General features: G+C 65.5%; 10 protein-coding genes. 3 read left to right on the top strand and 7 right to left on the bottom strand.

Annotated elements, in window-relative coordinates; genetic code table 11:
* Positions 1 to 38 precede the first annotated feature (38 nt).
* Positions 39 to 644, top strand: a complete 606-nt coding sequence (locus tag ACOQPH_RS07535) for an HD domain-containing protein (protein WP_420624018.1) — start codon at positions 39 to 41, stop codon at positions 642 to 644.
* A gap of 41 nt (positions 645 to 685) precedes the next feature.
* On the opposite strand, the gene ACOQPH_RS07530 is transcribed toward ACOQPH_RS07535, so the two are convergent.
* The 6 genes from ACOQPH_RS07530 to ACOQPH_RS07505 all read right to left on the bottom strand — a co-directional run bounded on the left by ACOQPH_RS07530 (position 686) and on the right by ACOQPH_RS07505 (position 9,991).
* Positions 686 to 1,075 (bottom strand): type II toxin-antitoxin system VapC family toxin, encoded by a 390-nt coding sequence (locus tag ACOQPH_RS07530; RefSeq protein ID WP_420624017.1) that lies wholly within the window; start codon positions 1,073 to 1,075, stop codon positions 686 to 688.
* Positions 1,072 to 1,314: a type II toxin-antitoxin system Phd/YefM family antitoxin gene (locus ACOQPH_RS07525; protein ID WP_420624016.1), complete on the bottom strand. Its 243-nt coding sequence runs from the start codon at positions 1,312 to 1,314 to the stop codon at positions 1,072 to 1,074. The genes ACOQPH_RS07530 and ACOQPH_RS07525 overlap by 4 nt, the downstream gene beginning before the upstream one ends.
* A 208-nt stretch (positions 1,315 to 1,522) precedes the next feature.
* Complete coding sequence (locus ACOQPH_RS07520) at positions 1,523 to 4,183, bottom strand: AAA family ATPase (RefSeq protein ID WP_420624015.1); 2,661 nt, start codon at positions 4,181 to 4,183, stop codon at positions 1,523 to 1,525.
* A complete protein-coding gene (locus ACOQPH_RS07515; RefSeq protein ID WP_420624014.1) occupies positions 4,180 to 5,313 on the bottom strand; it encodes a metallophosphoesterase family protein in 1,134 nt (377 codons plus the stop codon). The genes ACOQPH_RS07520 and ACOQPH_RS07515 overlap by 4 nt, the downstream gene beginning before the upstream one ends.
* A 127-nt stretch (positions 5,314 to 5,440) precedes the next feature.
* Positions 5,441 to 6,043 carry an MOSC domain-containing protein gene (locus ACOQPH_RS07510; RefSeq protein WP_420624013.1) on the bottom strand — a complete coding sequence of 201 codons (603 nt, stop codon included), beginning with the start codon at positions 6,041 to 6,043 and terminating at the stop codon, positions 5,441 to 5,443.
* Positions 6,044 to 6,103: 60 nt separating this feature from the next.
* Entirely contained in the window at positions 6,104 to 9,991 is a 3,888-nt protein-coding gene (locus ACOQPH_RS07505) for a hydantoinase B/oxoprolinase family protein (RefSeq protein WP_420624012.1), read from the bottom strand.
* A 61-nt stretch (positions 9,992 to 10,052) separates the two neighbouring features.
* On the opposite strand from ACOQPH_RS07505, the gene ribH reads away from it, so the two are divergent.
* Positions 10,053 to 10,544 (top strand): 6,7-dimethyl-8-ribityllumazine synthase, encoded by a 492-nt coding sequence (gene ribH, locus ACOQPH_RS07500; RefSeq protein ID WP_420624011.1) that lies wholly within the window; start codon positions 10,053 to 10,055, stop codon positions 10,542 to 10,544.
* A gap of 12 nt (positions 10,545 to 10,556) precedes the next feature.
* Here the strand turns inward: ribH and ACOQPH_RS07495 are convergent, their stop codons facing one another.
* The gene (locus tag ACOQPH_RS07495) at positions 10,557 to 11,546 is read right to left on the bottom strand and encodes an NADPH:quinone oxidoreductase family protein (protein ID WP_420624010.1); all 990 of its coding nucleotides are present in this window, start codon (positions 11,544 to 11,546) and stop codon (positions 10,557 to 10,559) included.
* A gap of 155 nt (positions 11,547 to 11,701) precedes the next feature.
* Here ACOQPH_RS07495 and ACOQPH_RS07490 point away from each other — a divergent pair, with 155 nt between their 5' ends.
* Positions 11,702 to 12,844, top strand: a complete 1,143-nt coding sequence (locus ACOQPH_RS07490; protein ID WP_420624009.1) for an amidohydrolase family protein — start codon at positions 11,702 to 11,704, stop codon at positions 12,842 to 12,844.
* Positions 12,845 to 12,912: the final 68 nt, after the last annotated feature.

Here is a 12,912-nt window from a genome sequence, read left to right as displayed (position 1 = left end):
ACGGCCACGGGGCCGAATCGCTTGGCAGCGGGGGCGCAATGTCTGATCACAGCGTCGCTGACGAGAGTGGCCGCATCGTGTCCTGGACCGCCATGGAAGATGGCACGGCCGAGGACTACGAGCAGTTGATGCCGTGGCACTATGCACACACCCGCTCAGGGCTGGTCGACAACCTGCTGAACATCCTGCAGTGCCTGCGCGGCCCCACACTGGGGTATCAGATCGACCGCTACGACCACAGTCTCCAATCGGCGACGAGGGTGTTGCGCAATGGCGAGTCGACTGACTTGGCGGTGGCGGCCCTGTTGCACGACATCGGTGATTCATTCGCGCCGGAAAACCACAGTGCGGCGGCGGCGGCAGTCCTACAGCCCTACGTCGACGAGCGAACCCACTGGGTGGTGGCCCACCACGGCCTGTTTCAGGGCTACCACTACTTCCACCATTTCGGCGGCAACCGTGATGCTCGCGAGCAGTACCGGGGCTCGCCGCACTACGAGGCCTGTCTGGACTTCTGCGAGAACTACGACCAGAACTGCTTCGACCCGAACTACCCCAACCTGCCGATCGAGGAGTTCCGGCCCTTGCTTGACGAGGTCTTCAGCCGCCCCTCACAAGTTCCTGCGACCGCCCCCCTGACCTGAACCCGGCGCTACGACGCGTCACCGGAATGCGGCCCTCCGCATCACCACAGAGTGGTAACGGGAAACTCCTCAAATGCTCGGTCCCTCGTGACGAGCGTCAAGGACTCGATCTCGGCTTGCGCTGCCAGCATCCGGTCGAACGGATCCTTGTGCGCCGCTGCGTAACTTCCGGCGCGCTGAGCATGTGCGAACGTGATCGGCAGACGGTTGTAGTCAGCTGCCAGGACCAGCTGATCGAGTCGCGACGCGAAGATTTCAAGCTCATCCAGTCGGCCCAGGCGATGTTTGGTTGCTATCTCCCAAGCACTCGCAGCGCTCACGAGAATCCTCGCCTCGGGGTCCAAGACTGCGGCCCGAGCAGTGGCAGAGAGCGCCGGGTCGTCTCCCAGACACCACAACAGGGCATGGGTGTCCAGCAGAAGCTCGTTCATCCTCCCTCCCATGCAGCGAGTTCGTCGTCGGGGAGAGGATCGAAGAACTCTGGCGGCACCTCGATGCCGCGGAACAGTCCTATGCGGCGACTCGGTCGCCTCTCCTCGTACGGCACAAGACGGGCACACGGCTTGCCCGCCCGCGCAATCACGATCTCCTCACCCGCCTCAACTCGGCTGAGCAACTTCGACAGGTGTGTCTTCGCCTCGTGCACATTCACGATTGATGAAGATTTCATTTTATTTCAGCCTTTGCAAGCCATTTTTGTTGACAAGTTCACAGTGAACTTAGTCTAATGACTAGACTAATAGAGTAACGTGGCTGCAGGCTGTGCATCGCGAACGCGACACGCAACCCACCACTCGCGCCAACGTGCATTCCCGAAATGCTCGACTAACGGCCCCGAGAACGCGCCGTCGCAGGTTCTGGCCAGTCCGTGCCGAGGATCAGTATTCGCTGCTCGCTGCGGAAGGCATCCGCACCACTCTGGCATTCCCGACATGCGCGTAGCGGCCCGGGGTGCAGGTGAGGATGACCACTTGGCAGTCACGGCCGGCGTCGGCGATGGCGGCGCCCATGCGCTCCAAGCGAGACGGATCGCTCCAGCCGAGAGCGTCGTCGAGAATCACCGGCGCGCCGCTGCCGTCGGGGCTGACGATTGACGCACAGGCCAGCCGCGCGATGATTCCCAGCTGCTCTTGTGCGCCGGTGCTGAGCTGGTTCACGTCGAGTGTGATGCCGCCAAGCGTGCGTCGCGAGACTGCCAGCGCGTCGTTGACGTCGACCGCGAATGAGGTGTCGTAGACAATGCGCCCATACTGCTCGATGCGTTGTTTGAACGGCGCGATGTATTGCTGGCGTGCTTCGGTGCGCCGACGCTCAAAAACCTGGTGAAGCAGCTTCGCGGCCTCTGCCCTGTCGCGGAGGCTGCGGTCCTGTGCGATGCAACGATCCCGCTTGCTGCACGCGGCGTCGAGTTGAGCCCCGAGGCCCTTCTCGCCTCGGAGATCGAGACTGATCTGCAGGGTCCGCATGTCTTCGTGGTTCTGCGACAGCGCGGTCCGCGCTCGTTTCAACGCTTGTTCCGCGTTTGACAGGCGGCTGCGCAGCGAGTCGATGTCGAGTTCTTCGAGTTTCGTCCGAGCTGCGTCTCGGTCAGATCGAGCCGCCCGCTCCGTTTCTCGTGCCGCAGCGACACGCTGGCCGAACACTGCGTCGGGAAGCTGTGCCCTGGCTGTCTCCAGCTTCTGCGATGCGCTTGCGTCGGCGTTGTCGGCAGCGACGATGGTCGCTGCCAAAGCGGCGTGATCGACCTCTTCCCCATGCAATGCCGTCTGCGCGCTGTCGAGAAGTATCACGGCGGATTCGAAGGTTGCTTTCCTGCGTTTCAGTTCGTCACGCAGGTCGAGCGCAGCTCGAAGAGCAGTGTCGTGGTCGGGCGGTAGAGGAACATCAGCAGTGCGCTCGTTCGGATAGGCGGCGACTCGCGCCGAGAGCCGTTCGGCCTTGCTGGCCAGATCATCGACGGTCAGGTCGTCGAGGTCGCGTTCGATGTCGTCACGTGCTTGGCCGTGCTCGCGCGAGGCGGTATGACGGCGAGCCAGCGCGTCGCGGGCTTCGGCGAGATCGGCCACACCGGTCTCGTCACAGCGCACGCGCAACGCTGCTTCGGCCTCGACAAGCTTGCTGCCGAGCTGGCGCGACTCGTTCCCAGCGGTCACCGTGATCTTCAGCGAATCTGGGACGACAATCTCGGCAGAGTCGACGACATCGGTGACCTGCTCGTCGCCTTCTCTCATATGCAGGGCAACACCGTCGACGATGACTTCGACCTCACTCATGCCGGTCGTCGCGACCGTTGCCGAACCAGCGTCCGCAGCAGCCTGTGCCTGAATGACGACCTGTTGGGCGGCTTCAATCTGTGCGACGTCTTCGCTGTCGAGATGTATAGATTCGATGATGGCATTAGCAGCGTCGAGTTGTTCTTGCGCTACTACGACACGCTCGTGACGCGCTCTGAGGTGTCTGGCTTCGATGATCTGTCGCAGGTGTTCGCTGTCACGGTCTGCCAGCGCACTTGCCTGCTGTGTCTGCTCGAAGCGTTTCCATGCTGTTCGGTGAGCAGCCTCAGCCTCATCGTGATGTCGTCGGGCTGCGGCCAATGCCGGTGCGGCTTGTTCGGCCTGCGCCCTTAGCTCGGCTGCTTCTTGCCGATATCGCTCCTCCTCGTCGACGAGGTCTGTCCGTGCTTGATGGTCGGCCTGTGCGCGCGCGGCCTCGGTCTCCAGTCGCTCCAACTCAGATTCACACCGGCTGAGCTCGTCCTCGACATCCTCGGCTGCGTTTACTTGCTGCTGGCATTCGTCTCGGGCCTCTTCGGCTTGGACCACTAGCTCCTGCAGGCGTTCCGCGTCCGAGGCCAGTCGCGCTGCCCGCTCGGCGTCTGCTTCAACCTCAGCGAGCTGCTGGGTCAACGACGCCACATCGGCCTCAGCGTCGGCCACGCTTCTTTGCGAGTCGGTAAGGATGGTCTTGCGCTTGCCCGTCGACGTCCAGTACATGTCACGTTCAGCAGTGATCGCCTGCCAGATCCCGTCGTGACTGTCGTTCTCGCCGACGGCTCCTGCCGCGGTGTCGAGCGCAGCGCCGAGATCGGTGTCGGCGAAAGAGGGCAACGCCAATTCGGCTCCTTGACGGACTTGGAGCGCCCGCAGCAAGTCGGTGTCGAGTGTCTCTGAGAGGATCGACTGCACGCGTTCGTGAGCCTCATCGCCGGTGAGCTGTTCGCGTTGTGGCGCTGAGACGTCGAGTGTGGTCATACGACTGCGCCCCCACCGCTTAGCGAAGACGAACCGATACGGCCCGGTCGAGACTTCGGCCTCGACTTCAGGATCGGCGTCACGATGCACAGGCATGACCGCCTTGACGCGTCGATGGCCGGAGCGGTCCAAGAAGCGCTCGTCGAGGAGCAATTCGAGCGCTTCGACGAGGCTGGTCTTGCCAGCCTCGTTATCGCCTTCGATCACGGTGACCCCGTACTCGTCGAAGGCCACTTCGGCATGATCGACGCCTCTGTAGTTCGTGAGCGTGATGCGGTGGATCCTCATGATGCGGAATTCACCAGGCGATGTAGCAGCGCTGTCGCGTTCTGAGCGCGCACTGCCTCGGCAGGGTCGGGCGACTGGGCCAGTTCACGCAAGTCGCCCAGTGCGTCGCTCGCGAAGCCCGAAAGCCCAAGTGTGGAAATCTCGGCGTCGTCGGGGACGACCACGAGATCCGATCTCCGTTCCCACGTCTCGAGAGCCGCAAGCAAGTCGGCGAAATGATCGAGCAACCGGTCGAGGCGCTGCTTTTGACAGAGTGAGAGCGATCCGACGAGTGACAGCTTGATGACAGCCCGTTGCTTGTCATCGAGGGCGTCGAGCCACTGTTCCAACGAGTCGATGTCTGCATCCGACGTGAGGTGAGACGGGTGCTGCCGAAAACACCACCTACCAACGCTGCGCGGCGCTACCTCGATCTGTCCTGGCTCGAGGTCAACGACGAGGACATTTCCCGTATCTTCCTCGCGGTAGTCGGTCGGCTCGGGGGCACCTGAATACCAGACACGACCGGTCGTGCCCTCGTCGGTCGTGGAGTGTCGGTCGCCGAGCGCGACGTAGTGGATGTCGCCTGACTGAATACGCACTTCCAATCGCTGCAGCGAAATGAGGGCAGGATCCATCGCATCGGGTGAGCGACTGTCGAGGGCGCCGTGGCCGACCATGATGCGAAGCGCTGCAGACGGCGCCGCAGCTGCGCATGCCTGATCTACCAAGTCTTGAAGTGGACGTCTTGACATCCATGGCGCAGCAACCAATTCGACGCCTTCAGCTACTTGAATTGGCACAGAATCCTCTAACACGACGACATTTGGCGGTCTCCGTTCGCGAAACGTGTTCGAGCGGAAGATCGAGGCGGCATTCAGCGGGTCGTGATTGCCAGGCAGGAGGTAGAAGGTCACCTCTGGTGTGGCGGCCATCGCATCAAGGGCGCGGGTGAGCACCTGGCGGTCGATCTGGTTCGACTCGAAGACGTCGCCGGATGCGATGACGAACTCGCACCCTTCGTCGACCGCAAGCTGGCCGATGGTCCCCACAGCGTCGAGCCGTGCTTGGCTGAACCTCGGCTGGGCCTCGCCGTCGAGGAAGTGACGCGTCATCCCGAGTTGCCAGTCGGCTGTGTGTATGAATCTCATGGACTAGGACCGTAGTGACGGGGTGTAACCAACATCCCCTCGTTATCCGGCCGGTGGACGATGAAGGCACTTCGGAGCCAGGACGGAACCGATGGGAGGGAGAGCGCCATGCAAGGGCGCAGTCGGGTCAGAGGCGGGTGATGGAGTCGCCGACGCGGACCGTGCCGGGCCGGATCACCCGGCAGTTGACGCCACGCAGGCGAAGTTCTTTGCCTTCGCCGATGTTGACGAACCGCAGGGCGTAGCGGCCGAATCGGGCTGCGAACTTGGCGCAGCCCCTGTGTGGTTTGGCCGTGACCTCCACGATGGCATCGCCGAGTCTCAGTTGGGTGCCGGCGGGCAGCGTCTCGTGACTGATGTCCAAGTCCGCATAGATCTGATCGCCGGCGAGCGGCCAGCGTTCGACCGGTCCGATGATGACGGCGGCCGCACGCGCGCTCATGATGGTGAGCTGAGCATCCGGGTGCGGCCCGCCATCGGCTGATGTTGGTGAGCCTCGCTGGTTCCACGTGTCGCCCTCGATGCCCTCGTCCGTGCTGATGCGGGCCTCGCTCAGGACCTCCCGGGCATCTACGGCCGGACGGCGGACGATGAGCTCGATCACGCCGCCCTCAGCCGGTGCATTGCGAATGTGCGGCAGTGAGGCCGCCAGCTCGCCGGTGCTGCGGTGGAGCGTCTCGTCGGCGTCGTTGCGCACTGCGGCAGTGCCGGTCCCAGCTGAAGCGTCCATGTACGTGTGTCCTCGTGTCGGCTCACCGGCAGCGGCGCTCTTGGCCGTTGCCGATGAGGATTATCGCGCTGTGTCCGGACGTGACGAAATGAATTCGAGTTGCAGATCACGCGCCATGGCCTCCGGGCTGCGATCCGCTGGGTCGCCGAACCCACCGCCTCCGGGGAACTCCACGATCAGGCGGCGGTCGCCGGGAATCACCGAGCGGCCCTTGGCACGCACCGCAGTGCCGTCGTCGAGCGACAGGCGGCCCAGCGCACCCGGACCCCCGCCATGGCGGCCACGGGCGGGATAGGTCACCCGCTCGTACGTGGCGCTGATAGCGAAGTCCCGCCCCTGGCGGTTCTCGAGTTCGATCACCTGGCCCAGCCCGCCCCGGTACTTGCCCGACCCGCCGGAATCGGTGCGGAACTCCTTGCGCCAGAACACCAGCGGCGAGCCGATCTCGTTCACCTCCACGGGCATGTTGCGCACTCCGCTGGGGAATGCCGTGGCCGACAAGCCGTCCGCTTTCGGGCGAGCCCCGGCGCCGCCGGAATGGAAGCTCATGAGGATGTACCGCTCCAGCTTGCGCCGATCGGACTCGTCGCCGGAGCGTCCCACCGCCGTCTGGGAGCGTTTCGTCGCTCCGACTCCGGTGTCGGGCTGCCACATGCCGGTGCCGAGCAGGTTCCACAGCGATGACGTGCCCTCGGCGGGCACCCGTTCGGGCACAACCTGGCTCAGGCAGCCGAACACGGCGTCGGGAAGCAGCTGGCCCATGACGTGACGCACGTTCACCGCGGCAGGATGGGGCGCATTGAGGATGCAGCCCTCAGGCGCTCGGACCTGAACCGCATCCAGTGACCCTGTGTTGTTCGGGATGTCGGACCCGATGATGCAGCGCACGCCGAACGACGTGTAGGCGTCGGTGTAGGCCATCGGCACGTTGATGCCCCAGCCCGACTGGGGTCCTGTGCCGGCGAAGTCCACCTCGATGCCGTCGCCGGCAACCGTCAGGGAGCAGACGATGTCAATGGGTTCCTCCATGCCGTCGACCCGCATGGTCGAGTTCCAAGTGCCGCCGGGCAGCTCGCCGATGGCGTCGAGCATTGCCCGGTGCGACGACGAGATGATGTGTTCGGCCAGTTCGTCAAGGTCGGCCATGCCGTACTCGTTCATCATCGAGATCAAACGGGCCGCACCGGTCTCGTTGCAGGCGCCCAGCGAGTGGATGTCGCCGATGACCTGTACGGGATCGCGCACATTGGCCTCGATGATCGCCACCACGGTGGGATCGAAGACGCCGTCGGTGGCGAACTTCAGGATCGGCAGGTACAGGCCCTCGTGGTACACCTCTTTCGAATCGGTGGTGAAGCCGGCCCCGCCGATGTCCACGACGTGGCTGGTGCAGGCGAACAGCGCCACCAGCTCGCCGTTGCGGAACGCCGGCGTGACCACCACGATGTCGAAGAGGTGGCCGGTGCCCTTCCAGGGATCGTTCGTGAGGAAGATGTCGCCCGGGCGCATCTCCGAAGCGGGAAAGCGGTCCAGGAAGTGCAGGACCGAGTACGCCATGGAGTTGACGTGGCCCGGTGTGCCGGTGACCGACTGCGCGAGCATCCGGCCCTGCGGGTCGAAGATCCCTGCAGACAGGTCGCCTGCTTCGCGAGTTGACGTGCTGAAGGCAGCACGGACCAGCGCTCGCGCCTGTTCCTCGGTAACCGAGATGAGGCGGTTCCACTGCACTGCCAGCCGCACGGCGTCGAGAGCGGCTGCTCCGGCGGCTCGGCTCGTGCCCTCAGACGCTGTCGCAGCTTCGCCCAGCCGGCGAGTGCCATTCGATGCTGAACCGATTGTGATCCGCAGATGTCCACCCGAAGTGACCGTCGACACGAATCCCTCCGGCACCACCGTGGTGGTCTGGTCCTCGGTGATCAGTGCAGGACCGAACAGCCAGTCGCCTTCTCGCAGCACATCCCGCTCGTAGACGCCATGGGCGACGGCTCGACCAGTGTTGGTGTCGGTGACGAGCGTGGTTGTTGGCGAAGCGACCGGTTCAGCAGCGACCTCGGGGTGCAGCGATGCGGCCTCGGCTTGTGGCGTGCGAACTTCCAGCAGCCAGCTGAGCACCTCGATTTCGAGGTTGCCGATGTGGCGGGTGTAGAGCTGCTGGTAGGCCTTGGTGAAGGCCGTCCGCAGCTGGCTGCGCAGTTCGGCGTCACTGGGGTTGGCCACATCCTCGAACAGCAGCGCGGCGGCGTCGACCTCGACCGTGATCTCGTGGCCTTGGCCCCGGTAACGCATGAGGGCGCGCACGTGCGTGGTGGTCTCGGCGTCGGGCGCAGCAGCCCGCACGATCGCGTTGGCTTCGTCGGCCATGTCGCCCAGCAGTTCTGCCAGGCTCGTCGCAGTCAGCTCGCTGACGCGGGCATGGCGCGTGCGGACCGATTCGTGGGCCACCGGTGCCCGCAGGAAGCCGATGGCCGAGCCCACGCCGGCCCCGGCCGGCACCACGATGTCGTCGATGCCGAGCTTGGCGGCCACCCGGGCAGCGTGCAGTGGGGCCGCACCGCCGAAGGCGATCAGCGTGCCGCTGCTGATGTCGCAGCCCTGATCGGCAGCGTGAACGCGGCCGGCATTCGACATGTTCTCGTCGACGACTTCGGTGATGCCGATCGCAGCGAACGTCGTCTGCAGTCCAGCCGGTTCAGCCAACACAGCAGTGAGCGCCTTGGCAGAAGCGTCAGGGTCGAACCTGAGCGTGCCGCCGGCGAAGCGTTCGCCCAGCAGCCTGCCCAGCACGGCGTCAGCGTCGGTCACGGTGGGTTCGGTCCCGCCGCGTCCGTAGGCCGCCGGCCCCGGTTCTGATCCGGCACTGGCTGGGCCGACGGTGATGCGGCCGAGTGCGTCCAGGCTTGCGATCGAGCCGCCCCCGGCGCCGATCTCGACCATCTCGATCACCGGCAGGCGCAACGGCAATCCGCTGCCCGCCAGGAACCGGTACTCGCGGCCGATCTCGAATTCGCGGTTCGTGCGGGGATGGCCGGACTCGACGATGCACAGCTTTGCCGTGGTGCCGCCCATATCGAAGCTGAGCGCCCGCTCGCAGTCGAGGCCCCGGGCTATTTCCGACGCGAGGATCGCGCCGCCTGCCGGTCCGCTCTCGATGAGCCGGACCGGGAGGCGCAGCGCCTCGGCGAGCGTTCCCAGCCCGCCGCCGGAGGTCATCAGGCAGAGCTCGCAGCCCAGGCCCAGCGCTGCCAGCCGCTCATCCAGGTCGGTCAGGTAGCGCCGCATGAGCGGTGCGATGTAGGCGTTGGCGCACGCTGTGGAGAAGCGTTCGTACTCGCGGATCTCGGGACAGACCTCGCTGGACAGGGTGACGCTCACCTCTGGCCAGCACTCCGCCAGGATCTCCGCGGTGCGTTCCTCGTGGCGGGAGTCGAGATACGAATGCAGGTAGCCGACCGCCACGCTGGTGACGCCATCGGCTGCCAGCGATTCGGCAGCGGCCCGGACAGCATTCTCGTCCAACGCCAGCAGCACGCTCCCGTCGGCAGCCAGTCGTTCGGGGATGCCGATACGCCGGTGCCGCGGCACGAGCGGTTCGGGCCGGCGCATGTATAGGTCGTATTGCTCGAACCGGTTCTCGTGAGCCATCTCGACCGAGTCGCGAATGCCTTGGGTCGTCAGCAGCGCCGTGCGTGCGCCGCGGCGCTCGATGAGTGCGTTGGTGGCGAGCGTGGTGCCGTGGATGAACACGCCCACCTCCGCGGGTGTGACACCCGCCTCGCTCAGGACGGCCTCGACACCGGTGAGCACGGCATCGGCGGGCGACTCTGGCGTGGTCAGTACCTTCACCGTGTGCAGCGCTGGATGCGCGCCTGCGCCACCGTCGACCTCCAGCGCGATGTCGGTGAAGGTCCCGCCGATGTCGGCTGCGAGCCGCACGCGTGCGCCTGCCATCGACCCAGCGTAGGCGAGCCGCATTCGGTCGCCGCTAGTAGCTGCGGGGTACCGTGCAGGTGTGGCGAGTGGCGACCAGCGGGCCGGCAGGCCGCCCCCAGGGGCCGGTGCCGGACTCCGTGTCGGCATCGTGCGAGCAACCTGGAATCCCGACATCGTCGATCGGCTGTCGGACGGCGTCGGGCGGGGCCTCGATGAGCTGGGGATAACCGAGGTAACCCAAGTGACCGTGCCTGGGTGTTTCGAAATCCCGCTGGCGGCGAAGCTGCTCGCTGAGGCCGGCCAAGTCGACGCGATCGTCACTATCGGTGCGGTCATCCGCGGTGAGACCACGCACTACGAACTCGTCAGCGAAGGTGCCGCGCAGGGCGTCATGGCAGTTCAGCTCGATACGGGCATCCCGGTCGGCTTCGGCCTCGTCACGGTCGAGAACATCGAACAAGCCCTCGAGCGCAGCGAAGGCCCCGGAGGCCACAACGTGGGCGAGGACGCGGCCTACGTGGCCGTCACCATGGCCCTCCTCGCCCGCAACGTCGCAGCCGACGGGGACTGATTGGCGCGGCCTCTAGGCAGGGTCGGGGCGCATGCGAACGAGCACCTTGCCGACGGCTTCGCGTTCGTCCAGCAGCCGGTAGGCCTCGGCCGCCTCCTCAAACGGCAGCACCTGCCCGATCGGCGGCCGCACGGCGCCCGTGGCGATCATGTCCCCCAGCCGTTCATGGATACGGGCCGGGATCGTCGGATCAGCGGCCACGGCTTCACCCCAGGCGGCGCCGACCACGCTCACATTGCGCAACAGCAGCCGGTTCACCTTGACCGTCGGGATCTCGCCGGCAGCGAAGCCCACCACGACCAGCCGGCCAAAGCGTGCCAAGGCGCGGATCCCGTCCAGGAAACGGTCGCCGCCCACGGGGTCGTAGGTCATGTCAACCCCACGTCCGCCAGTCAGCTCACGCACTTCGTCCTTCCAGGTGTCGCTGATGAGCACGACATGGTCGGCACCAGCAGCCGTGGCGATCTCGCCCTTCGCTTCAGTCGAGACCAGACCGATGACCGGTCCTGCACCGACCGCCTTGGCAACCTGGATGCCCGATGTACCCACGCCGCCAGAGGCACCCAGCACCAGCACCGATTCGCCCTCGCGCAGGCCGGCCCGGTCGATCATGCAGAACACTGCCGTCTGGTAGTTCATTACCAGCGCGGCGCCTTGCTCGAATGACAGCTCCGGTGGCAGTGCGAACAGGTCACGGGGCCGGGAGGCCGCGACTTCGGCCAGGCAGCCATTCGACCACACGCAGACGCGATCGGCGGCGGCGAAGCCCGACTCGGCGGGTGCCGAACGCACGACGCCTGACGCCTCGATTCCTGGCCGGAAGGGTGGATCGGGCCGGTACTGGTAGAGCCCTTGGCTCTGCAGCAGGTCAGGGAACGACACGCCGCCGCAGACGATGTCGACGATCACCGATGCGCCGTCGAGATCGGCCTCCGGTTCCGGAGTGTCGACGACGGCGACGCCGGCTGGGCCGGTCAGGGACTGCACTTCCAATGCACGCATGGCGACACGATTGCACACCGAGCGCCCTGCCGCCTCCGCAGCGGGCACACCTATTCGCGCAGCCTCTATGTCGCTTCTCAGGAGCAGATCGCGGGCCGCTGGTACTGTTGGCCGCGAGATGGCGCGAGTTGCGCCAGCGCCGATGGGGGAGAGCGATGCGGTACTACTCGTGTGACTCGCATGTGGTCGAGGCGGCCGAGATATACGCAGGGCTGACCGACCGGTTCGGCGACCGGGCACCGTTCATCAGCAAGGGCTATAACGACAAGCCCGGCACCTGGTTGGTTCTGCCGGGCGGCATCCGCCCAGTGCCGGTAGGCCGGCTGGGAATCGCGGGCGCCAGCCTGTCGGACCCGGCTACTCACGCTCGCATCGAGCAGGGCTACGACGGCTTCAACCCCGGCGTGATGGATCCGACCGCGCGCCTCGACGAACAGGCTCAGGACGGGATCGTGGGCGAGGTCATGTACCCCAGCCTGTCGATGTTCACCTTCGCCATCGGTGACGACGAAGTGCGTGACGCTGCATTCCGGAACCACAACGACTGGGTGCTCAACTATTGCTCGGTGGACCGCAACCGCCTCATTGGCGTCGGCTGCCTGCCGTTGCCAGACGTGGAGCGGGCAATCGCAGAGATCGATCGCTCGGCCGAGCTCGGCGTGCGCGGGTTTGCCATCCCCGCTCACATCGACCCCGCCAAGCCGTACTGCCACCCCGATTTCGACCCGTTCTGGGCCCGCGCTCAGGAATTCGGCGTGCCGCTCACCATGCACATCTTCACGGGGTCAAGCCTCGAGGGCGGGATGCCCGAGCACTGGGGCACACCAGGGGGCCACCTCAAGGGTTACACGCTGGCTCACACGACCATCGCCAACACGATGATCGACCTCATCTGCGGAGGCGTCGTCGAGCGATTCCCCGAACTGCGCTTCGTATGCGCCGAGTACGAGACCGGCTGGGTGGGCCACTTCAAGCAGCGTCTCGACCACGCTGCGTACCGCACCCCGTGGGAGGTGTCCGACGAGCTCACCATGAAGCCGTCTGAGTACTTCGACCGGAACTTCTGGGTCACCTTCGAAGACGACATCGAAGGCATCGCCACCCGGCACTCGATCGGCGTCGCCAACCTGCTGTGGGGGAACGACTACCCGCACCACGACTCGATCTGGCCGAATTCGCGGCCGATCCTCGACGAGATTCTCTCGGGCGTTTCTGACGATGAAACCGAACAGATGGTCTGGAGCAACGTCATCAAGCTCTACGGGCTCGATCCAGACGCGCTCCCCGCAGCTGCATAAGCCTGAGCTGCTCGCGGCTACGCCGCCTGTGCTTGTTGCTCGCGGCTACGCCGCCTGTGTTGCTGCTC

Source organism: Candidatus Poriferisodalis sp. (assembly GCF_965221945.1).
Classification (GTDB): Bacteria; Actinomycetota; Acidimicrobiia; order Acidimicrobiales; family Poriferisodalaceae; genus Poriferisodalis.
This window is presented reverse-complemented; position numbering and strand designations above follow the sequence as displayed.

Excerpts from the sequence above, each read along its gene's own strand:
- ACOQPH_RS07505 (WP_420624012.1), bottom strand. The coding sequence starts at position 9,991 with ATGGCAGGCGCACGCGTGCGGCTCGCAGCCGACATCGGCGGGACCTTC.
- ACOQPH_RS07490 (WP_420624009.1), top strand. The coding sequence starts at position 11,702 with ATGCGGTACTACTCGTGTGACTCGCATGTGGTCGAGGCGGCCGAGATA.
- ACOQPH_RS07530 (WP_420624017.1), bottom strand. The coding sequence starts at position 1,075 with ATGAACGAGCTTCTGCTGGACACCCATGCCCTGTTGTGGTGTCTGGGA.
- ACOQPH_RS07525 (WP_420624016.1), bottom strand. The coding sequence starts at position 1,314 with ATGAAATCTTCATCAATCGTGAATGTGCACGAGGCGAAGACACACCTG.
- ACOQPH_RS07535 (WP_420624018.1), top strand. The coding sequence starts at position 39 with ATGTCTGATCACAGCGTCGCTGACGAGAGTGGCCGCATCGTGTCCTGG.
- ACOQPH_RS07520 (WP_420624015.1), bottom strand. The coding sequence starts at position 4,183 with ATGAGGATCCACCGCATCACGCTCACGAACTACAGAGGCGTCGATCAT.
- ACOQPH_RS07495 (WP_420624010.1), bottom strand. The coding sequence starts at position 11,546 with ATGCGTGCATTGGAAGTGCAGTCCCTGACCGGCCCAGCCGGCGTCGCC.
- ACOQPH_RS07515 (WP_420624014.1), bottom strand. The coding sequence starts at position 5,313 with ATGAGATTCATACACACAGCCGACTGGCAACTCGGGATGACGCGTCAC.
- ACOQPH_RS07510 (WP_420624013.1), bottom strand. The coding sequence starts at position 6,043 with ATGGACGCTTCAGCTGGGACCGGCACTGCCGCAGTGCGCAACGACGCC.